Annotated in this window: 22 protein-coding genes and 2 tRNA genes; 6 read left to right on the top strand and 18 right to left on the bottom strand. The window is 27.6% G+C overall.

The window, feature by feature from the left end; all coding sequences use genetic code 11:
- Positions 1-142: 142 nt before the first annotated feature.
- From ACQPVP_RS14510 to ACQPVP_RS14535, 6 genes are all read right to left on the bottom strand, one after another.
- On the bottom strand, positions 143-496 hold the full coding sequence (locus tag ACQPVP_RS14510) for a type II toxin-antitoxin system PemK/MazF family toxin (RefSeq protein ID WP_430842872.1): 354 nt from the start codon (positions 494-496) through the stop codon (positions 143-145).
- A gap of 8 nt (positions 497-504) precedes the next feature.
- Positions 505-798, bottom strand: coding sequence for a hypothetical protein (locus ACQPVP_RS14515; RefSeq protein WP_430851132.1), 294 nt, complete (start codon positions 796-798; stop codon positions 505-507).
- A gap of 190 nt (positions 799-988) precedes the next feature.
- Complete coding sequence (locus tag ACQPVP_RS14520) at positions 989-1,600, bottom strand: germination lipoprotein GerS-related protein (protein ID WP_430851134.1); 612 nt, start codon at positions 1,598-1,600, stop codon at positions 989-991.
- Between the two features lie 60 nt (positions 1,601-1,660).
- Positions 1,661-3,151: an NAD(P)H-hydrate dehydratase gene (locus tag ACQPVP_RS14525; RefSeq protein WP_430851136.1), complete on the bottom strand. Its 1,491-nt coding sequence runs from the start codon at positions 3,149-3,151 to the stop codon at positions 1,661-1,663.
- Positions 3,151-3,519 carry a holo-ACP synthase gene (acpS, locus tag ACQPVP_RS14530; protein ID WP_430851138.1) on the bottom strand — a complete coding sequence of 123 codons (369 nt, stop codon included), beginning with the start codon at positions 3,517-3,519 and terminating at the stop codon, positions 3,151-3,153. The genes ACQPVP_RS14525 and acpS overlap by 1 nt, the downstream gene beginning before the upstream one ends.
- Positions 3,520-3,569: 50 nt before the next feature.
- Positions 3,570-3,875, bottom strand: coding sequence for a DUF6514 family protein (locus ACQPVP_RS14535; protein ID WP_430851140.1), 306 nt, complete (start codon positions 3,873-3,875; stop codon positions 3,570-3,572).
- Positions 3,876-4,345: 470 nt separating this feature from the next.
- Between ACQPVP_RS14535 and ACQPVP_RS14540 the strand changes: the two genes are divergently transcribed.
- The gene (locus ACQPVP_RS14540) at positions 4,346-6,973 is read left to right on the top strand and encodes an FAD-dependent oxidoreductase (RefSeq protein WP_430851142.1); all 2,628 of its coding nucleotides are present in this window, start codon (positions 4,346-4,348) and stop codon (positions 6,971-6,973) included.
- A 72-nt stretch (positions 6,974-7,045) separates the two neighbouring features.
- On the opposite strand, the gene ACQPVP_RS14545 is transcribed toward ACQPVP_RS14540, so the two are convergent.
- Together ACQPVP_RS14545 and ACQPVP_RS14550 are read right to left on the bottom strand one after the other, a co-directional pair.
- Positions 7,046-7,423: a single-stranded DNA-binding protein gene (locus ACQPVP_RS14545; RefSeq protein WP_430851144.1), complete on the bottom strand. Its 378-nt coding sequence runs from the start codon at positions 7,421-7,423 to the stop codon at positions 7,046-7,048.
- Between the two features lie 128 nt (positions 7,424-7,551).
- Positions 7,552-8,388: a YihY/virulence factor BrkB family protein gene (locus tag ACQPVP_RS14550; protein WP_430851146.1), complete on the bottom strand. Its 837-nt coding sequence runs from the start codon at positions 8,386-8,388 to the stop codon at positions 7,552-7,554.
- A gap of 166 nt (positions 8,389-8,554) precedes the next feature.
- On the opposite strand from ACQPVP_RS14550, the gene ACQPVP_RS14555 reads away from it, so the two are divergent.
- Positions 8,555-9,433, top strand: a complete 879-nt coding sequence (locus ACQPVP_RS14555) for an aldose 1-epimerase family protein (RefSeq protein WP_430851148.1) — start codon at positions 8,555-8,557, stop codon at positions 9,431-9,433.
- Between the two features lie 40 nt (positions 9,434-9,473).
- Here the strand turns inward: ACQPVP_RS14555 and ACQPVP_RS14560 are convergent, their stop codons facing one another.
- The 4 genes from ACQPVP_RS14560 to ACQPVP_RS14575 all read right to left on the bottom strand — a co-directional run bounded on the left by ACQPVP_RS14560 (position 9,474) and on the right by ACQPVP_RS14575 (position 13,418).
- Positions 9,474-10,106 carry a cyclase family protein gene (locus ACQPVP_RS14560; protein WP_430851150.1) on the bottom strand — a complete coding sequence of 211 codons (633 nt, stop codon included), beginning with the start codon at positions 10,104-10,106 and terminating at the stop codon, positions 9,474-9,476.
- A gap of 12 nt (positions 10,107-10,118) precedes the next feature.
- Positions 10,119-12,407, bottom strand: coding sequence for an ATP-dependent DNA helicase (locus tag ACQPVP_RS14565; RefSeq protein ID WP_430851151.1), 2,289 nt, complete (start codon positions 12,405-12,407; stop codon positions 10,119-10,121).
- Positions 12,408-12,627: 220 nt separating this feature from the next.
- Positions 12,628-12,771: a YvrJ family protein gene (locus ACQPVP_RS14570; RefSeq protein WP_430851153.1), complete on the bottom strand. Its 144-nt coding sequence runs from the start codon at positions 12,769-12,771 to the stop codon at positions 12,628-12,630.
- Positions 12,772-12,827: 56 nt separating this feature from the next.
- Positions 12,828-13,418: a DUF1836 domain-containing protein gene (locus tag ACQPVP_RS14575; protein WP_430851155.1), complete on the bottom strand. Its 591-nt coding sequence runs from the start codon at positions 13,416-13,418 to the stop codon at positions 12,828-12,830.
- Between the two features lie 411 nt (positions 13,419-13,829).
- Between ACQPVP_RS14575 and ACQPVP_RS14580 the strand changes: the two genes are divergently transcribed.
- Complete coding sequence (locus ACQPVP_RS14580) at positions 13,830-14,069, top strand: AbrB/MazE/SpoVT family DNA-binding domain-containing protein (protein ID WP_016207519.1); 240 nt, start codon at positions 13,830-13,832, stop codon at positions 14,067-14,069.
- Positions 14,070-14,117: 48 nt separating this feature from the next.
- On the opposite strand, the gene rsmI is transcribed toward ACQPVP_RS14580, so the two are convergent.
- The 4 genes from rsmI to ACQPVP_RS14600 form a co-directional block, all read right to left on the bottom strand.
- The gene (rsmI, locus tag ACQPVP_RS14585) at positions 14,118-14,963 is read right to left on the bottom strand and encodes a 16S rRNA (cytidine(1402)-2'-O)-methyltransferase (protein WP_430851157.1); all 846 of its coding nucleotides are present in this window, start codon (positions 14,961-14,963) and stop codon (positions 14,118-14,120) included.
- Between the two features lie 2 nt (positions 14,964-14,965).
- On the bottom strand, positions 14,966-15,715 hold the full coding sequence (locus tag ACQPVP_RS14590) for a tRNA1(Val) (adenine(37)-N6)-methyltransferase (protein WP_430851159.1): 750 nt from the start codon (positions 15,713-15,715) through the stop codon (positions 14,966-14,968).
- 305 nt (positions 15,716-16,020) lie between these two features.
- Entirely contained in the window at positions 16,021-17,262 is a 1,242-nt protein-coding gene (locus tag ACQPVP_RS14595; protein ID WP_430851161.1) for an NlpC/P60 family protein, read from the bottom strand.
- A gap of 251 nt (positions 17,263-17,513) precedes the next feature.
- Positions 17,514-17,819, bottom strand: coding sequence for a hypothetical protein (locus ACQPVP_RS14600; protein ID WP_430851163.1), 306 nt, complete (start codon positions 17,817-17,819; stop codon positions 17,514-17,516).
- Positions 17,820-17,978: 159 nt separating this feature from the next.
- Between ACQPVP_RS14600 and ACQPVP_RS14605 the strand changes: the two genes are divergently transcribed.
- Both ACQPVP_RS14605 and ACQPVP_RS14610 read left to right on the top strand, forming a co-directional pair.
- A tRNA-Pro gene (locus ACQPVP_RS14605) sits at positions 17,979-18,054 on the top strand.
- A 304-nt stretch (positions 18,055-18,358) separates the two neighbouring features.
- Entirely contained in the window at positions 18,359-19,000 is a 642-nt protein-coding gene (locus ACQPVP_RS14610; protein ID WP_430851165.1) for an HAD family hydrolase, read from the top strand.
- Between the two features lie 192 nt (positions 19,001-19,192).
- Here the strand turns inward: ACQPVP_RS14610 and ACQPVP_RS14615 are convergent, their stop codons facing one another.
- Positions 19,193-19,939 carry a peptidylprolyl isomerase gene (locus ACQPVP_RS14615; protein WP_430851167.1) on the bottom strand — a complete coding sequence of 249 codons (747 nt, stop codon included), beginning with the start codon at positions 19,937-19,939 and terminating at the stop codon, positions 19,193-19,195.
- Positions 19,940-20,112: 173 nt separating this feature from the next.
- Between ACQPVP_RS14615 and bcp the strand changes: the two genes are divergently transcribed.
- A complete protein-coding gene (bcp, locus tag ACQPVP_RS14620; protein ID WP_430851169.1) occupies positions 20,113-20,565 on the top strand; it encodes a thioredoxin-dependent thiol peroxidase in 453 nt (150 codons plus the stop codon).
- A gap of 176 nt (positions 20,566-20,741) precedes the next feature.
- On the opposite strand, the gene ACQPVP_RS14625 is transcribed toward bcp, so the two are convergent.
- A tRNA-Phe gene (locus ACQPVP_RS14625) sits at positions 20,742-20,817 on the bottom strand.

Here is a 20,817-nt window from a genome sequence, read left to right on the forward strand (position 1 = left end):
TGTATTTTTATATATAAATGCTATACTATTTGTATATTGTATAGCATTTTTCCCTATATTTTTATATAATAAAAGAAACCCATTAAGGGTTTCTTAAGTATTTAAGATACTCAATTATCTAATTTTTTTCTAGAATAATTAATTATGCCAAATTTAAACTTATTAATAGTGCTTTATTCACCTTTCTCATATCAGCATCTGTCATATGTCCTATTTTCTCCTTTAGCCTTTTTTTATCTAAAGTTCTTAACTGTTCTAATAAAACAACAGAGTCTCTATTTAATCCATATTCCTCTGAGGAAATCTCAACATGAGTTGGTAACTTAGCTTTATTAATCTGTGATGTTATAGCTGCAACAATAACTGTTGGACTATACTTATTCCCTATATCATTCTGAATTATTATAACTGGTCTAATTCCACCTTGCTCAGATCCTATTACAGGGCTTAAATCCGCATAAAAAATATCCCCTCTTTTTACTACCATAGTCGTCATTAGAAATATCACACTCCGCAAAGCCAGTTCTCATATTCATCAATATCTGCACTTTCGCACTCGAAAGGAAGTTGTGAAAGCTCCAAGTTAATTTTTGCCATTGCTTTGTAGCCTTCTTTCATCATTTCAAAAACATCCATATTCAATTGATCTTCATTATATTCTATTAAAGAATACTCAATAAATTGACTATTTTTTTTATTTTTATCTACTTTTTTTGTAATTCGTGGATTTATAATTTTTTTAGACATAATTTGCCTCCAGATAGTAAAGGATCTATGTATAAATAAATTATATTGCAAATTATGTCCCCTTGTCAAAACTTATGTTTAACTTTTTAAACAATTATATATATTCATATTATTTTGCTATTTTATAACTTTTGTCTTAATACGTAAAACACATTCCATACTTATGTACTCCACTTTTTCTAACTTCTTAACTTGTACTAACATAAAGAACTAAATATTGAACTGGTTATTTTTTTATTTTTTAATTTAATAATCCCTCATCTAAATCCTTTAATTTTTCAAAGTTTCTATATACAATTCTAACTCTATCTTTATTATCCTTATCATAGATTATGGCACCAATAGGGGCTTTTTCTTGCTTATCTATAAAAATTTTAATTTTATTTAAACTATCATTTTTAATAAATAACTCACTTGTAAACACTATATATTCAGTATCTCCCCACTCCTCCTGACCTTCACTTATACCTTCGTTATCAATTGGATAAGATAACAATTTATCCACGAAACTTAAAGAATATAATTCATCCATGCTTTCTTCCATTGCATATTCTTTATTAGCTATATTATCCTTAACTAAAATACTCCCATCCTTATATATCTTAGTTCTGTCTGTTCCAAAATCTATTCTTCCACCAATATCTTTTTTATAATATTGAATAGTATCTTGTCTCTCTTCATCCCTAGAATTTTTCACAATAAATTCTATTTCTGTTTTATAGGCTTTTATTCCTTTTAAAGATTCGATTATTTCTTCATTAGTAGGTTCTGCTGTTACTCTAAATATAATAACTAAAACAATTAATATTATAGGTATAGATACCAACAATCCTAGTAATAATTTTTTCTTCATCATATCCCCCTTGAACTTTACTACTTATTATTACTAATATTATACCTACTCAAAATTTATTCATATATAATTCATAGCTCTAGATATATTTTCTATGACATCTGATGCTACTACAGAATATTTATCCTCAGAAGCTATCTCTCCTGCTAATCCGTGTATATATGCTCCTAGTAGCGCTGAGTCTATAAGAGAATGACCTTGTGCTAAAATTGCTGATATAATTCCAGTTAAACAATCTCCCATTCCCCCTGAAGCCATTTTACTACTTCCAGTATTATTTATGTAAACATATTCGCCATTAGTTATTATTGTGTTATATCCTTTTAATAAAACTACAACTTCATTTTCCCTTGCAAACTTCCTTGCTACCTCTATTCTATTTTCTTCTACATAATCTATTGTTTTGTCTATAAGTCTTGCCATTTCCCCTGGATGTGGTGTATATATAGCTCTTCCTTTTAATCCCTCCCTTATTTCTTTATTCCCTTTTGTTAAATCAAAAGCACCTGCATCAATCACAAACAATTTATTTTCATATTTAATTATGTCTATTAAAATTTCTTTGTACATTTTTTCATTATTAATACCAGGTCCTATAGCAATTACATCTACCTTTTTGAATAATTCTTTTAGTTCCTCTCTTGATTCAACATTTGCTGTCATAGCCTCTACTAGCTTACAACTTAATTTGTCTTGTACATATTCTGTAGATACCAAAGTAGTTAATCCAGCACCTGCTCTTACACAAGCCTCAGTTGCTATAAAAGCAGCTCCAGTGTACCCCTTACTCCCTGCTAAAATTGCTACTTTCCCATAATCCCCCTTATGTCCATATACAGTTCTTTCTTTCAAAAGTTGTCTATACTCTTCTTTATCTAATAAAAATACTTTTTCTGAATTCATTTTTTTTACAAACTCTGGTATTCCTATATTTAAAATTTCTAATTTTCCTAAGTATTCTAAAGCTTTATATTTAATGAACCCCTTCTTAATAACCTCAAAACTAAAGGTTATATCTGCTAATATAGACGCTCCCCTAACTTCTCCATCCTCTGCATTTAAACCAGATGGTACATCAACACTTATTATAAACGCACTTTTCTCATTTATAATATTTATCACTTTTATATAAAATTCATCTAAATTCCTATTTAACCCCACACCAAAAATACAGTCTACTACGATTTCATACTCACTAAAAGTTTTGCTTAATAGCTCTATATCTTTTATATCTTTTAAATGAATAATATTACTTGTAAGCTTTATCAAAATATTATAATTTATAAAAAAATCATTAGAGTAATTATCATTTTCACTTACTATAACTATACAAACATCTTTATTTTTAAGAAGTAATTTTCTAGCAATAGATAACCCATCTCCACCATTATTTCCACTTCCACAAAATATTATAAATTTATGTCCTAAGTTAACTATCCTATCTGTAACTTCTTTAGCTGCATTTTCCATTAGAACAATACTTGGTATTCCAATTTCTTTTATAGTATACCTATCTATCTCTTTACAACCTTCTCTTGACATTACTTCCATTATGCTTCCTCCAATACAGCAAAAGCTATTGCAGATGTTCTATTATGTGATATAGAAACATTAAGCCTGTACTCAGTAGCAATATTGTCTTTTATATTATCGCTTAAGTATGCTATTGGCTTGCCTAATTCATCTCTCAATATTTCTACATCTATTAACGAAAAACCTCTAAATCCCGTTCCCAACGCCTTACTTATTGCCTCCTTAGCTGCAAAGTTTCCAGCTATTACTTCTGATCTCATACTTTTTTCTTTAAACATTTCAATTTCTTTAAATGTAAAAATCTTATTTAAAAACCCATTATTTCCCTTGATAGCCCTTTCAATTCTATCTATTTCAATTATATCTGTTCCTATTCCAATAATCATAAAATCACCTCTATATATAGTTTACTATATAGGATTTTATTTTCTATATACTAAAAATAAAAATCAGAAACATAGTTATCAACATATTCTCCTAATATGTCAACAAGATGTATAGGTGAAACTTGATAATCCTGTAATAAATTTAGAAGAGTTTTTACTTTATCTTCCTTATTAGATATTTTTCTAATTAAATCCCTTTCAATTTGTACAACATTTCCTCCAATTAAATCTTGCCTCTCAGCTTCAATCCCAAAAGCTTGTCCCCCCAAAAAGCTTTCGCTAATCATTCTATAAGAATATCTTACTTCTTTTTTATCATTCTTACTACTGCTATATAGGCTATCAACAATGTACATATTATTATTCACTCCCTTTTAAGCTATAATTTATCTAAATAACACAATATTACAATATCATAGATTTTCATAAAACAATGTCAAACATTGTTTCCTATAAGATTAAAATATTTCTTTATATTTCAGCAAAATTCATGTATTGCTTAATATTTTCCTATTATTTATTTAATATAGATAAAATCCTCATCAAAATTACCATTTATTTTGCATTTTTTATAAAATACACTTTCATTTTGTATATAAAAAGTTATAATTTTGATTATATATTAATTATTTTTGTATTTTTTTGATATATTATTTTTGTATTCGTTTCAATATTGTTTATTTAATATCAACATATAAAAATACTTTTAAAATGCAAATTTATTTGTAATTATTTCATTTTCTTATTGATATTGTTAATAATTAGACATATAATAATTTTATAATAATTGTTATTAATTAATATTTAATTAAGGTAGGTGTTAACTTTGAAATCTTTAGAATTAAAAAAAGATATACATTGGGTTGGAGCTTTAGATCCAAATTTAAGAGTCTTTGATATTATTATGTATACACCTTATGGCACAAGCTACAACTCATACGTAGTAAAAGGAAGCGAAAAAACAGCTGTATTTGAAACAGTTAAAGCAGAATTTTTTGATCAATATATTGAAAGATTACAAGATTTAGATGTAGATATAACAAAAATTGATTATATAGTTGTAGATCATACCGAACCAGATCACGCTGGATCAGTATCTAAATTGTTAGAAATTTCACCAAATGCTAAGGTTGTAGGATCAGCCCCAGCAATAAAATTCTTGAAAGAAATTGCTAATAGAGATTTTGAATCTATTACTGTAGGAGATGGAGATACAATATGTCTAGGTAATAGAACATTACATTTTATATCAGCACCTTTCTTACATTGGCCGGATTCAATTTACACTTATATTCCTGAGGATGAAGTCTTAATTACTTGTGACTCTTTTGGATCTCACTATTCATCTGAGGCTATTTTAAATAGTAAAGTGGAAAATAAGGAAAATTATATGGAAGCGTTAAAATACTACTTTGATTGTATTTTTGGACCATATAAATCTTTTGTATTAAAGGCAATTAAAAAAATAGAAAATTTAAAAATCGATATGATACTACCTGGACACGGTCCTGTTTTAGTTGAAAACCCTATGGAAATAGTTGAATATTATAGAACTTGGAGTACTTCACCAATTCCTTCAACTGATAAAAAGAAAATAGTATCCATTCCTTATGTTTCAGCTTATGGATACACAGAATCATTAGCAAAAAAAATTGCTGAAGGTATAGAGGCAGCTGGAAATATTGAAGTTAGATTATTTAATGCAACAAATTATAAAATTGATGATATAGTTAATAGCATTGCTGAATCTGATGGATTTTTATGCGGTTCACCTACTATAGTTGGAGAATTACTTGAACCAATCCGTGATATACTTTCTAAATTAAATCCAATAATTCATGGTGGAAAATTATCTGGAGCATTTGGATCTTACGGATGGAGCGGAGAAGCTATACCAAGAATGGAAACTAGGTTAAAAGAGTTAAATATGAAACTTTGTCCAAGTCTCAAAATAAACTTTAAACCATCGGACACTGAACTTCAAGAAGCCTTTGACTACGGATTAGAATTTGGGCATATTCTACTTGGTAATAAGACACTTAAACCTCAAGAAGCTCCACAAGTCAAGGAAGCTCCTAAATCTACTGGCGGATTAAAGCTTTGGAAATGTGTAATTTGTGGAGAAATAATAGAATCTGAAACAATTCCTGAATACTGCCCTGTATGCGGAGCTGGAAGTGACGCATTTGTAGAGGTAAAAAGAGAAGTATCAACTTATAAAATAGATAAAGAAGAAACTTATGTAATTATAGGTAATGGCGCTGCTGGTTTCTATGCTGCAAAAGCTATTAAAGAAAGAAATAAAAGTGCTATAATTAAACTAATATCTAATGAACCAGTACATTCATATGTAAGAACTCAACTTTCAGACTTATTAACTGAAGATATAGATAATTCCTTCTATCTAGCAGCTGAAAACTGGTATAAGGAAAATAATATTGTAGAAATCCTTAATACTAATGTTGATAGTATAGATAGAGAAAAGAAAGTTGTTAGATTAGATAGTAAGCATGGCGTTCGTTACGATAAATTAATCTTAGCTAACGGTAGTTACAATTTTGTTCCTCCAACTAAGGTCAATATAAATGGTTCTGAAACCGAAATTAACTCTTGGACTTACAATAGTATAAAAGGAATTCATACTATTAAGAAACTTGCTGATATTAATGCTATAAAGGAAGAATTACCTTCTACTAAAAATGTAGTAGTTATCGGCGGTGGATTATTAGGTTTAGAAGCTGCATGGGAAGTTCAAAAACGTGGAATAAATGTTACAGTAGTTGAATTGGCTGAAAGAATGCTTCCTCGTCAATTAGATAACGACGGATCTAAGCTTTTTGAAACTCTAGTTAACAAAACTCCTGTTAAAGTTCTTCTAGGAGAGGCCGTAGAGTTTATAAATGCAGATGAAAATGGAGTTAAGTCTCTACAATTAAAGAGTGGAAAAACTATAAATGCAGATGCAGTTATTTTCTCAGTAGGAGTTAGATCAAATATATTCTTAGCACAACCTGTTGGTATTAATTGTAATAGAGGTGTAGTTGTTAATCAATATATGCAAACAAATATTAATGATATTTATGCATGTGGTGATATTGCTGAATATGATGGTGTATATTATGGAAACTGGCCAGCTGCTATAGAAATGGGTAAAGTTGCTGGTGCTAATGCAACTGGGGATAATATCAAGTTTGAAAAATTTGTTTCATCAACAATATTCCAAGCAATGAATACTCAAGTATTCTCTGCAGGAACTGTTGACTTCGATGATCAATCATTAGAAAGAATCGGATATGTAGATAGTGTAAATAATAAATACTCTAAATTATTCTTCCAAAGCAATAAATTAATTGGTGGTATACTAATTGGAGATGTATCAACATCTGCTAAGATTATGGAAGGAATTCAAAAAGGAGAAGATAAAGCAACTGTTTTAAGTAAAGGTGCTATTTAGACTCTATTAATTAGTAAGGTGCTGTCCTACGACAGCACCTTTACTCTATTTATTTAAATTTATATTTCAAACCTAATTAGTTGCTAAATCATCAAAATTATTTTCAGATTGGTTATTTTCTTTTTCTACTCTTCTATTTCCTACAAATTTAAAATCTTCAGCTACCACTTCTGCTATATACTTTTTATTTCCATCTTTATCTTCATAGCTGCCCGTTCTTAATCTTCCACTTAAACTTATATAACTTCCCTTTTTCATATATTGACAAACTACTTCTGCTTTTCTTCCCCAAAGAGTAACTGGAATTAAATCTGACTTTCTTGTTCCATCTAGAGCCTTGAAGTTTCTATCTACTGCAATAATGAATCTAGTAAACGCCTTATTGCCATCTTCTAAAGTTCTAAGTTCAGGGTCCTTTATTAATTTTCCTAGTAATACAATTTTATTCATTTTTTACACCTCCTGAATATTTCTTCTTTGATTATATCCACTTAAAATTTTTCTATTCAGGGTTTCATAAAATTCCCATTTCAAAAAAGCATTGACTATTCTATTTATGCAATTTATGATTTTCTTTATTACTTTCTTCTTATATTTAAAACAGAATTAATTTCTGCGCCTAATATAAGTATCATAGAAGTAATATAAAGCCAAGTCATTAATACAAATACAGCCCCTACACTCCCATATAATCTTGAGTAATTTGCAATATTATTTATATAATACGAAAAACCTAGAGAGACCATTATCCAACCTAAGGTACTTATTATTGCTCCAGGATAAACCTCCCTCCATGAAATTTTCTTTGCCGGAGTATATCTATACATACTTGCAAATATTAATATCATCATGAACACTACTATTAAATATCTACTTATATTCCATGCATACATTATTATATCTTCAAATGGAAATACAGCTAAAATATACTTACCTATTATCTCTCCAAATACTAGCATAGCCAATGTTAACATTATTATTATAACTAAAGCTAATGTGAATATAATAGCCACAAATGACCTTTTTATAAATGATCTAGAATCCTTAACATTATACGCTTTATTCAGTCCCTTAATAACAGCTCTAAAGCCTGAAGAAGCAGACCAAATAGTAAGAGCAATAGATGCTCCTAATAATCCTGCATTTTGGGTTCCCACCAACTCTACTACTGTTGTATCTACTAAACTAAAAACATTATTAGGTAAAATAGCTCTTAACCCATCTAATATATCAGCTGAATCTAATTTACTAAAACCAACTACAGTCATTAAAAATATTAAAAATGGAAAAAATGATAACATTAAATAATAAGCAAGTTGTGCACCTAAAGCAAAAATATCATCGTTTTTAACTTTTACAATAAAGTAAATAATTCCATCTAAAAATGACTTATTATTTGTATTTTCTTTATCCATTAAATCACCACATTACTATAATTTTTTATAGCCCTTATTATATTACTTTATATATAATACTACATAATCACTAATTATATAAGTAAAATGATCTACTTCTTTCTCAAAACTGTCTATTGTAGTATAATTTTTTATATAATATTTAAAAATCTGAAAGGGTGTTGTTATGAATTACATATTAGAAAATGAGAATATTAAAATATCAACCAATACTTTTGGTGCTGAACTTACCAATTTAATAACAAAGAAAGATAATATTGAATTTCTATGGAATGGTGATGAAAAATATTGGAAGTATCATTCACCTATATTATTCCCAATAGTTGGTAAAGTATTTAATAATAAGTATAGAGCTGAAAATAGAGAATATGAATTACCTCAGCATGGTCTTGCTAGAACTAGAGAATTTGAAATGATAGAAAAAGATGATAATCATATTGTATTTGAGCTTTTATGGTCTGAAGATACATTAAAAGTTTATCCTTATAAATTTTCTCTAAGGCTTTCTTATGAATTATTAGAAAATGGCGTTAAAGTTGGGTATAATGTTAAAAATCTTGATAATAAAGAAATATATTTTTCAATTGGAGGACATCCAGCATTTATGTGTCCACTATTAAATGGAGAAAAATTTGAAGATTATTATTTTCAGTTCAATGAAAAAGAAAATATCGGTACTATGGAATTAGATGCTAATACTGGATACTTTACAGGTAAAACTAATGAATTCTTTAATAACTCAAATAAAATCAATTTAAATATAAATCTTTTTAAGTATGATGCTTTGGCATTTAATAACTTAAAATCTAATCTAATTACATTAAAATCTGATAAAAATAACAAGGAATTAACTATGGACTTTTCAGGATTTCCTTATTTAGCTCTATGGACTAAACCTACAGGAGCACCTTTTATATGTATTGAACCTTGGTATGGACATGCAGATTACAAAGACTTCAATGGTGAGTTTAAAAATAAAGAAGGAATTGAAAAATTATCAATTTCTGAAGAGTTTAATGCAGAGTATAAATTATTTATTAAATAAATTAACTAAAATTAAAGAGGCTGCTTCTCAAACAACCTCTTTAATTTGTTATAGCTATGGCCCTAACTGGAGATGCATCTGCACCTTCTATTTTCAAAGGAGTAGCTACAAGTGTAAATTCTTCTTCTCTTACTTCGTCTAAATTAGTTAGATTTTCAATTATAATTTTTCCTCTTGATAAAATTGTATTATGAACTTCAAAATCTATACTATCAAATTTATCTATAGAAATTGTATCTATTCCAACTCCTCTAATATTAAAGCTACATAACCATTTAGCAGCCTCTTCTGTTAAGCTGGGAAATCCATTCAAATATTCATCACTTCCCCAATACCTGTCCCAACCAGTTCTTAGTATAACAAAATCACAATTATTGATTTTTTCTCTATAAAAAATCAAATCTTCTACATCTACCTTATTGATATTAGATATATCTATAATAGTTGCAATACCTATAAAATCGCTTATATTAAATTCATCTATAGTTCTTCCTTTATTTATCATGTGACTAGGAGCATCAATATGTGTTCCAGCATGAGTACATAATTTTAAAAGTTTCTCATTATATCCATCTTTTTCTATAGATGCTATGTTATAGACTTCTAACTTTTCGTCCTTTGTATATGTGCTCATATCACTATTTATGATATGACTTAAATCAATAACATTCATAAAACCCCTCCTTTATTTTGTTAATTCCCATTCCTTTGGAAGTAAACTTCTATATTTTAAAGTATAATACCTATCATCTATAAGTAGTATTCTTCCCTTATCCGTTTCTGTTCTTATTACCCTACCAGCTGCTTGCATAACCTTATTTATTCCAGGATAAATATATGCATAATCAAACCCCTTCTCATCATAATAGTCTCTAATTATATCTCCCTCATTTGATATTTTAGGAAAACCAACTCCTACTATTACACTTCCTATAAGCCTTCTTCCAGGTAAATCTATCCCCTCTGAAAAAACTCCTCCTATTACACAAAAGGCTATTATCTTTGTATCTTCCTTAAAATTATTCAAAAACTCTTCTCTTTCTGTTTCTATTAATACTTCTCCCTGGCAAATAGTATTCTCTTCACCAAATAGTTCTATATATCTTGAATATACCTGATTCAAATATAAATAAGATGGTAAAAACACCATATAATTGCCTTCCTCTTCCCCCTTAAACTTATATATTAAGTTACAAACATTATCTATATTATTTTCTCTTTGTTTAAATCTCATATTTAATGGATGTCCGTAAATTTTTAAGTTTTCTTTTTTAAAGGGTGAAGGAAGTTTCATTCTATAGCTTTTCTCGTCTCCACCAAGTAGATCTATATAATAATTAATGGGAGTTAATGTAGCTGAAAATATTGTAGTAGAATAACTTCCTTTAACTATCTTAGATAAATTTTTAGATGGATTTACACAAAATAATTTAACTTTTACATCATTTTTATTTATTTCTACTAAAGTTACATACTCTTTACTATATAACTCGGAAATAGATATAAATGCTCTTATTTCAAAGTAAAGCTCTCTAATTTCATCATATCCTTCTGTATTAGTTGCCTTTATTAGATACTCATCACATTCACTCAAAAACATTCTAAGTAATTTATAAAGGTCTTTATATTCTTCATTCTTATATATGCTAGTACTTTCTGACTCCTGAACTTCTTTTCTAATATCAATTAAATACCTATTAATAGAATTTAAGGATTTATATAAATTAGGAGCTTTTCCCTTTATCAACTTGCTAGACTTTAAAATTCTTTCCTTATAAATTTCGGCACTAAACATATTTCTTGCTCTATCCACAAGGTTATGACCTTCATCCACAAGTAATATATTTTTATTCACATCTTCCTCAAAAAATCTCTTTAATCTAGCTCTAGGATCAAAAGCATAATTATAATCACAAATTATTAAATCACACCAAAGACTTAAATCTAAAGATAGTTCAAATGGACATAGCTTTTCTTTTCTAGCATATTCTTCAATCTTTTCTCTTGTAAAACTATCTTCATCCTTTAACATTGATAATATAACATCATTTACCTTATCGTAATAATTTACTGCATATTCACATTGTTCAGGATTACAACTTGATTTATCTTTAAAACAAATCTTTTCTTTTGCTGTTACTGTTATACTTCTACAACTAAGCTTATTATTCTTTAATCTATTTACAGCTTCTTCTGCAACAGTACGAGTTATAGTCTTAGCAGTTAAATATACAATTCTTTCTCCCCTATCTTCTCCTAAAGATTTTACTGCAGGAAATATTGTGGAAATTGTTTTACCTATTCCAGTAGGTGCTTGAGCAAATAATACTGCCTTTTCTTTTATAGTATTAAAACAAGCTACAGCTAGTTCCTTTTGGCCTTTTCTATAACTTTCAAATGGAAACTGTAATTTTCTTATACTTTCATTTCTTTCAGTTAATAAATTTGATTTTAATATTACCCATTTTTTATATTCACTTATTATTGATAACACAAAATTTTCTAAATCATTTTTACTAAAACTTTTATTAAAACTCTTTACTTCTTCTGTCTCTATATTAAAATAACTTAACCTTATATTAATTAATTCTATATTATTTTGAATTGCATATATATAAGCATAAAATTTAGCTTGAGCCCAATGTAATTCATTATAATCTTCATCTATAAGAACCAATGACTTCATAGTTGATTTTATTTCCTCTATATAAATATCACTATCTTCAATTATTATTCCGTCAGCTCTACCATCTACTATTAAAGTCACATTCTCTATTTCAAAGGCCTGTTGAAGTTTTACTTCTTTTTGATAATTACTATATGCTTTTTCATTACTGCTCTGAAGCTTCTGATGAGCAATAGTTCCTTCTAAAGCTCTAGTGCTCCCCATATATCTATCATCTATACTGCCTGTCTTTAATATATACTCAATGATTCCTCTAACAGATTCTTTAATAATAATTTTATCCTTCATTAAAGTTCTTCCAATCTTTATATTTTAAATATATTATAAGCCTAAAAATATCTAATTAATAGATAAGTATTAATGAAAAATAGAAGGGGCTGCTGCACAAACATCACAAATTAAAAATGAAGAATTACTAAAATTAATTTCTTTTTAAAACTTCTTCAAGATTTTTTCATTATTCATTCTTAATTTTTTATTATGCCACAGCTCCTCCATAAGATTATTCTTATTTCATTGAATTTATTGTTTGAGATAAGTTATTTATACTATTAGTAAGATTCTCTAGCTTTCCTTCAATCCTAATCAAAAGATATAAAGAAACAGCAATAGGAAATCCTATATTAGCAACTAAATTAACTAATTCTTCCATAAAATCACCCCACTTATTATATACGTTAATAAGTGGGGAATTTTAAACTCTCATTATTATTCTGAATGATATTCATTTACTATTTTTTGAACTAACTTTTTAATAGCACTTGCTTGAGCAATTAATGACATTACTATAACAAAAGTTCTTATACTATTTTCATCTTTTTCATTTAACTCTAATTCTGAAATTATGCTATCTAATTTCTCTTCATTTACCGCAGGCTTACTTAAAAATTCCTTAAAACTTTCACTTTGAGTCTCTGAGAATATTTTATAAGCCTTTTCCCAAGATATAATATCATCTGACCTATCATTAATTTCATTAAAAGCTAAACTAAATACTTTTTTAATTTCCTCTGTAGTAAGTACTGGTCTCATATAGCTTAATAAAACTAATTGAACTAAATGTATCTTAGTATATCCTCTTTTTTTCCCATCTTCAGGTTTACTAATCACTTCACTCTTTATATAATTTTGAACTATATTATTTGTGTATTTATCTTCAATAAATTTATCATTTAAAAAATCTATAACTTGAGATAAAAAAAGATCGTATTTCGGTAAATCGTCGTAAGCAATCATAGTACCGTTTGCCATTTCTTCTGCAACTTCTGTTATATAATTAGTATCTATCCTCTTTACCATTATATCCACCTCTACGCTTTTATTCTTTATTCTAATTAAATTATATAGTATGTATAAACTTATTACAAGTTATTTCTATCTGTATAATTTTATTTATTATTCATACCTTATTATCATTTACATTTTTTTCTTTTTTTATTAATATTTTTTTAATAAAATTTTTAAATTATTTTTTTAGTAAGGCTCAATCCTAGAGGACAAGCCATTCTACATTTTTTTGCTATTTTACTCTAATTTTGATTAATTAGTCTTGACTTTTCTAATTTATGGTAGTATATTGTATTTATAAATTGTTTAATCTAATAAATTTGTACTTTTTGAAAATTTTTTTCTTTTGTTATTGACTTTTAATTACATTTTTAGTAATATTAACATTGCGCGATGTCGAAACTTGTTTTAAGGAGGATGTTTATGAAATCAACAGGAGTTGTAAGAAGAGTAGATGAACTTGGAAGAATAGTTATTCCAATAGAATTAAGAAGAACATTAGATATAGCAGAGAAGGATGCTTTAGAAATCTATGTAGATGGAGAACAAATAATCTTAAAGAAATATGAGCCAGCTTGTATTTTCTGTGGAGATGCTAGAGATGTTGTTAACTACAAAGGTAAGAATATCTGTAAAAACTGCTTAAATGAATTAAAAAAATAATTCTTAATTGAACCCCCTATAGTATACTATAGGGGGCTAATGTTTTAATTATATATCCATCGAATGCTTATAAACTTCTTTTTTGGCTATTCCTCTTTCTTTAGCAACTAATTTTATAGCTTCTTTCTTATCTATTCCTTCTTCTGTCATTTTTAACAAATGTTCCCTTATTGTTAAATCACTCCATAGTGCTTCTTTTTCAGCCTTAATATCTTCATGAGATTTTCCCTCTATAACTAATACAAATTCACCTCTTGGCCTATTATCAACAAAAAAATCTATTGCTTCTGATATTTTCCCTCTGTATATTTCTTCATGTAACTTAGTTAACTCCCTACAAATAGCAATCCTTCTATTACCTAAATTATTTTTTAAGTATTCTAAAGTATTAAGTAATCTATGAGGGGCTTCATAAAATATTAATGTATCTCTAACATTTTTCACTTCCTCAATAACAGGATTTCTTTCCTTATTTTCTCTAGGTAAAAAACCTCTAAATAAAAATCTAGTTGTATCTAGTCCTGAATATACTAAAGCTGTAGTTATTGCAGTTGCACCTGGTAAAACTTCAAATTCTATATTTTCCTCTATACATCTTTCAACTATTACACTTCCAGGATCTGAAATCCCTGGTGTTCCAGCATCAGTAATTAAAGCAATATTTAATCCACTCTTAAGTTTATTTATTATATCTAGACTCTTACCTTTTTCATTATGTTTGTGATAACTGAATAGACTCTTCTTAATATTAAAATGATTTAAAAGCTTTAAACTAGTTCGTGTATCTTCTGCTGCTATTTCATCTACCATTTCTAAAACCTCCAAAGCTCTTAAAGTTATATCTTTAAGATTACCAATAGGAGTTGGAACTAAATATAATTTTCCATTTTCCATCATTATTCCTCCCTACCATAAATTTCATTTAATTCTTTTGTATAAGTTCCATCTTCATTATAAATATGTAGCGGAGCTTCCCACTTTAAATAAGCCCCTCCATCACGTTGACCTTCAACTAAAACTATATTAGGAGCTTTTTTAACATTAGGTTGAATCATTTGTACCCTTTTAGGTTCAATTTTATGTTTTCTCATAAGCTCAAAGATATCTATTAGTCTTTCTGGCCTATGTACCATATACATCCTTCCATTATCCTTTAAAAGCCTTCTAGCTGCTATCATTACATCTTCTAGATTACACATTACTTCATGTCTAGCAATTGCTAACTTATCATTAGGATTTAATATACCTGAATTATTTAATTTATATGGAGGGTTAACAGTTAATACATCAAAAGTTCCTAAAGTTTTTAAGAAATCTATATTCTTTAAATCAGCATTTCTAAATTTAACTATATCTTCAACATCATTATACTGACTACTTCTATTAGCCATCTCCACCATATCCTCTTGAATTTCAATTCCTATTACTTCTTTAGGCTTATATTTACCATAAACTAAAAAAGGAACTATTCCTGTACCTGTGCATAAATCTACAACCCTATGTTTATTTTTTATATTAGCAAAATTAGATAGAAGCACCGCATCTACTCCAAATCTAAACCCTTGCTTTTTTTGTATTAAATATAAGTTATCTAACTGTAAATCATCTATAGATTCATCTTCTAATAAATTAATATTCTTACTCATTTAATTACCTCAATATAAGATTTCTACGTATATATAACAAATTTATATACATTATCTAAGTCTTAGCTTAAATCCATTAAATTATATCATAATTTTCATTTTCTTATATATAAAAAAACAGTAAATATGCTATATTAGTCACGACCTCACAACTCCAAGTCGCTCTAACACAACATATTTACTTCTACAAACTTCTACAAACTTATAAAAGATTATTGAAATGGTTACATTCTTATAATTTCTAAAGGAAAAAATAAGTTCCGTCAATTAGACGAAACTTATTTTAATTAATATTAACTTCTTAATTAAAGTACTCTTCTTGCAGCATAGAATGATGTAACAGGTGAAACCTTAACAGATTCTCCTGGTTGTGGAGCATGTATATACTGACCATTACCAACGTATATTCCTACGTGATCTGATCCATAAGTAAATACTAAATCTCCTGGTTGTAATTCATTGTATGATACTGATGTACCAACTCCAAGTTGTGAATAAGTAGTTCTAGTTATTTCTATTCCTGCTGCATTTCTATAAACATAGCTTGTAAATCCTGAACAGTCAAAAGAATTTGGACCTGTTGCTCCATATACATATGGAGTTCCCATTAACGTGTAAGCATAGTCTACTATTGCATTTCCTGATGAAGAGGTTTGACCTCTATTTGGAGTAATAGTACTATTGTTACTACTATTAGTAGTATCAGAAATAGCTGCTTGAGCCTGTAAATCCTCAATTCTTGCTGTTCCACTTTCAATTGCATTATTTACTTCTTCTATAACAGTAGGGCTCTTTAATGGCTGATTGTCCCTAATACTTATTAACTGATTAATTGCACTTTTTAGCTCTGAAATATCACTAGATGATCCTAAAGTTTCAATTTGGGATTCAACTAGACTTCTTTCTGAAACTGATAAATATTCTGCATCAAATTTCTCTTGCTCTGCTTGCGCTTGAGCAATAAGATCTTCTTGTTCATTTTTCTTAGCTTCAAATTCAGCTAATGTTTTATTTGTTTCATCATTAATCTTAGCTATTTCATTAGATTTTTCTTCTAATGAAGCAACTTTCTTATCTAAATTCTCTTTTTTATCAAGCAAATCATTTACTATTTTCTTATCAATACTAACAAGTCTACTAGCAGAATCTATCTTTGAAATAAGGTCGCTAAAACTCTCTGCACTGAATAAAAGAGTTAAATAACTTCCTTGGCCACCTGATTTATATAACTCTCTTAATCTTTTATTTAGTGTTTCTTCCTTAGCCTCAATTTCAACCTTTGAAGCCTCTATTTCTTTATTAGTATTGTCTATTTCCTCTTGAATAGTCGCCATTTGTTGCTTATTACTTTCAACTTTTTCTGCTAATGGCGCTATTTGTTCATTTAAACTGTATATTTCACCTTGAATATCATCTATCTTTTGATTTAATGCGTCATACTTTTGTTGATTTTCTATTACTTCCTCATTAGGAGTAGCAAACACTGGTGTTACCGAAGTTATTGTTAAAGCACCTGCTATAACAATTGATAAAATTTTCTTCTTCATACTTGATCGGTCTCCCTCGACCATCCCCCTCTCCCTACATAATACTTTACCATTATAACACTTATGGAAAGCTTGGACAATGGTAATTTTTTAAAAATGTGATATTTAGAGCATGTAAATGTATTCTATACATAATTGGGATTAATTCGTCCTTAGAGTTGATATATAAAATGCTCTTATAATATTATATTTCTCTATATCAACTTTTATATCTTATCTCTATAAAGATATTAGTATTAAGCTATATATTTCTATATATTTCTATATTTTTTTAATGTTCTATTTTGTAATATTGATAAAGTCATTATGAATATTATATAAATTACTATTATGTACTTAGAGATTCCTACTAAAATAATATCTAATATTCCTAATATTAACCCTATTAAACCTAAAGATAAATTAAATATTCCATTATATTTCATAAAATTATCAGTGTCTTTATAAACACCACTTTCTTTAAAATACCTTTTCATCTTCTTACTTAATAAAGATATTAATCCTATTATCATAAACCCTATACTACCAAACAATATAACTAAAGTTGTACTTTTCATTTTTCTTCCTCCTATCTTAATAATTGCCTATTTATTACAAATATAAACATTCTTTTAAAATATTTTATCAATTTTTTATTTCTATGTAAAATAATTTTAAATTTTATTTTTAAAAGTGTTGACACAATTAAATATAGTTACTATAATTATAATGTACTTCGGGGTGTGGCGCAGATGGGAGCGCGCGTGGTTTGGGACCATGAGGTCGCAGGTTCAATCCCTGTCACCCCGACCAAAAAAACCTCTCAAATTGAGAGGTTTTTTTTAATTTCAAATTTAAATATTATAAGCTTACTAAATTGAATTTACTACATAATTACTTACAATCTATGTAATTATGAAATTCTTCAAACTTTTCATCGAATCCAAGAGATTTACAAGAGATTAATACTATTGGAATTATAGAAATGTAAATACAAAATATTAATTTTCACATAAATTTTATCCCCTTTTAATAAATTCTATTTAACTTTATTGTATGAAAAAGTTATCACTATAGTCACAATTTTTATATATTTTTATAAAAGGAGGTTTTACAAATGAATAATTTTAAAGCAGTAATTTTTGATTTAGATGGTACACTAATAGACTCTATGGAAATCTGGTCTAAGATAGATAAAGAATACTTAGGATCTTTTGGATATGAAGTTTCTAAAAATCTTCAAGAAGATATAACTCATCTTACTCTTACAGAAACTGCAAATTATTTTAAAGATAGATTTAAAATACAAGATGATACAAAAGAAATAATTTCCACTTGGAATACTATGGCTCTACATCACTATTCAAATGATATTAAACTAAAAGATGGTGTACTCCCATTTTTAAAAAGCTTGAAAGATAAAGGTGTGAAAATGGCATTAGCTACTAGTAATTCAGTTCCCTTATTAGAAGCAGTATTAAAAAACAATAACATATATCATTATTTTGACGCTATAACTACTACTGAAGAGATAAATAAATCAAAAGATAACCCTGATATATATTTATTGTCTGCAGCTAAGCTTAATGTAAATCCCACTGAATGTTTAATCTTTGAAGATATTATACAAGCTGTTAAAGGTGCTAAGTTATCTGGAGCAACAGTTTATGCCATTTATGATAAGAGCTCAGCTCATCAAAGGGAAGAGTTAGAAAAATTATCTGATAAATATATTTTTAGCTTTAATGAATTATTATAAAAAAGTACTTCTATATAATTTTTACTTATTCCATGGCAGGTTCTAAGCCATGTCAAAATTAATAGAAGCACTTCATAAATTAAGAAATAAAATTGCAAAACGTTATTCACATGTTAACCTTTTATAATTTCCTAAATAATAAAAAGGTATGCCTCAATATAATTAATATTTAGCATACCTTTTTAATTCATACTAAGCTCTAGTTACTCCGTATTTATTTTCTAGTTCTTTAACAACATCTAAATATTTTCTTTGTTGTCCTTCTTGTAATAATTGATTAACTATTTTAGATTTAACATCTTCAAACTCAGCTTCTGATCCTTCATTCTTTTCTTCAACCTTAATTAAATGATATCCAAATTGAGTTTGTACTGGATCACTTACTACATCAATATCTAATCCAAATGCAGCTTCTTCAAATTCAGGAACCATCATACCTCTACCAAAAGATCCTAAATTTCCACCTTGTTCTTTAGATGGACAAGTTGAATATTTAACTGCAGCTTCTTCAAATGTTATTTCATTATTATCTATTTCTTTTTTTATTTGATCACATAATTCTTTATTATCTACTAATATATGTTTTGCTGAAACAGTTGGAGGTTGAGTAAATAAATTTTTATTATTATTATAATAATTTAATGCATCTTCCTCTGTAACTGTTACATCTAATAATATCTTATTTAATGTCAATTGAGTTAATATATCTTTTTCAGCTTGTTTTACATTATCTGCATACTCTTCTGTTTCATTAATCTTTAACTCTCTACCTAGTATATTTATTAATTCAAATGATACAATTTGTTCTAACAATTGTTTTTTAGCTTCATCCGTAGTAAAATATGCTCTCTTATCTTCTGGATATCTTGATATTATATTTTTTAAATCTGATTCCTTAATTTCTTTCCCTGCAACTGTTGCTAAAACCTTATTTTCCATTAAAATTCTCTCCTTCGTCTTATAATTTATTAACATCATTAATTATAGCAGAGTTTCTTATGAAATATACAAATTTTCTATAATTAATCTAATTTTATCTAAGCTTATCATTATTTATTGATAATAATTATTCTTAGTATTATAATATAATTAATATCAAAGGAGGTAATATAATGGAAATAGGAAGTTTAATGCCAGATTTCAAACTTATTGGATCTGATGAAAAAGAACATAAATTAAGTGACTATAGAGGAAAGAAAATCGTATTGTATTTTTATCCTAAGGATAATACCCCTGGATGCACTACTGAAGCTTGCGACTTTAGAGATAATATAAATGAAATTCATAATTTAAATGCTATAGTTATTGGAATAAGTAAAGATAATTTAAATTCACATAATAAATTTATTGAAAAATTTAATTTGCCTTTTATCCTTCTAAGTGATGAAGATAAAGTTGTATGTCAGCTATATGATGTTATAAAAGAAAAAAATATGTATGGTAAAAAAGTTCTTGGTATAGAAAGAAGCACATTTATTATTGATGAAGAAGGTAAACTAATAAAAGAATTTAGAAAAGTTAAAGTTAAGGGACATGTTGAACAAGTTTTAAATGAATTAAAATAGAAAAATACTTCTATATAATTTTGTTTATTACGCCGTAAGCTCCAAATCATCTCAGAATTAATAGAAGAGCTTAAGATATGATGGAAGAAAATTATAAAGAGGTTATTCTATGAATAACCTCTTTATAATTTATTAAAGGAATAAAAAAGCACTAACTTATGTTAGTGCTTTTTCTCTGGTGGCTCGACCAGGAATCGAACCAGGGACACGAGGATTTTCAGTCCTCTGCTCTACCGACTGAGCTATCGAGCC

The organism is Clostridium nigeriense (assembly GCF_050585265.1).
Lineage (GTDB): Bacteria > Bacillota > Clostridia > Clostridiales > Clostridiaceae > Clostridium > Clostridium nigeriense_B.

Excerpts from the sequence above, each read along its gene's own strand:
- ACQPVP_RS14510 (WP_430842872.1), bottom strand. The coding sequence starts at position 496 with ATGACGACTATGGTAGTAAAAAGAGGGGATATTTTTTATGCGGATTTA.
- ACQPVP_RS14520 (WP_430851134.1), bottom strand. The coding sequence starts at position 1,600 with ATGAAGAAAAAATTATTACTAGGATTGTTGGTATCTATACCTATAATA.
- ACQPVP_RS14525 (WP_430851136.1), bottom strand. The coding sequence starts at position 3,151 with ATGGAAGTAATGTCAAGAGAAGGTTGTAAAGAGATAGATAGGTATACT.
- acpS (WP_430851138.1), bottom strand. The coding sequence starts at position 3,519 with ATGATTATTGGAATAGGAACAGATATAATTGAAATAGATAGAATTGAA.
- ACQPVP_RS14535 (WP_430851140.1), bottom strand. The coding sequence starts at position 3,875 with ATGTACATTGTTGATAGCCTATATAGCAGTAGTAAGAATGATAAAAAA.
- ACQPVP_RS14545 (WP_430851144.1), bottom strand. The coding sequence starts at position 7,423 with ATGAATAAAATTGTATTACTAGGAAAATTAATAAAGGACCCTGAACTT.
- ACQPVP_RS14550 (WP_430851146.1), bottom strand. The coding sequence starts at position 8,388 with ATGGATAAAGAAAATACAAATAATAAGTCATTTTTAGATGGAATTATT.
- ACQPVP_RS14555 (WP_430851148.1), top strand. The coding sequence starts at position 8,555 with ATGAATTACATATTAGAAAATGAGAATATTAAAATATCAACCAATACT.
- ACQPVP_RS14560 (WP_430851150.1), bottom strand. The coding sequence starts at position 10,106 with ATGAATGTTATTGATTTAAGTCATATCATAAATAGTGATATGAGCACA.
- ACQPVP_RS14565 (WP_430851151.1), bottom strand. The coding sequence starts at position 12,407 with ATGAAGGATAAAATTATTATTAAAGAATCTGTTAGAGGAATCATTGAG.
- ACQPVP_RS14570 (WP_430851153.1), bottom strand. The coding sequence starts at position 12,771 with ATGGAAGAATTAGTTAATTTAGTTGCTAATATAGGATTTCCTATTGCT.
- ACQPVP_RS14575 (WP_430851155.1), bottom strand. The coding sequence starts at position 13,418 with ATGGTAAAGAGGATAGATACTAATTATATAACAGAAGTTGCAGAAGAA.
- ACQPVP_RS14580 (WP_016207519.1), top strand. The coding sequence starts at position 13,830 with ATGAAATCAACAGGAGTTGTAAGAAGAGTAGATGAACTTGGAAGAATA.
- rsmI (WP_430851157.1), bottom strand. The coding sequence starts at position 14,963 with ATGGAAAATGGAAAATTATATTTAGTTCCAACTCCTATTGGTAATCTT.
- ACQPVP_RS14590 (WP_430851159.1), bottom strand. The coding sequence starts at position 15,715 with ATGAGTAAGAATATTAATTTATTAGAAGATGAATCTATAGATGATTTA.
- ACQPVP_RS14595 (WP_430851161.1), bottom strand. The coding sequence starts at position 17,262 with ATGAAGAAGAAAATTTTATCAATTGTTATAGCAGGTGCTTTAACAATA.
- ACQPVP_RS14600 (WP_430851163.1), bottom strand. The coding sequence starts at position 17,819 with ATGAAAAGTACAACTTTAGTTATATTGTTTGGTAGTATAGGGTTTATG.
- ACQPVP_RS14610 (WP_430851165.1), top strand. The coding sequence starts at position 18,359 with ATGAATAATTTTAAAGCAGTAATTTTTGATTTAGATGGTACACTAATA.
- ACQPVP_RS14615 (WP_430851167.1), bottom strand. The coding sequence starts at position 19,939 with ATGGAAAATAAGGTTTTAGCAACAGTTGCAGGGAAAGAAATTAAGGAA.
- bcp (WP_430851169.1), top strand. The coding sequence starts at position 20,113 with ATGGAAATAGGAAGTTTAATGCCAGATTTCAAACTTATTGGATCTGAT.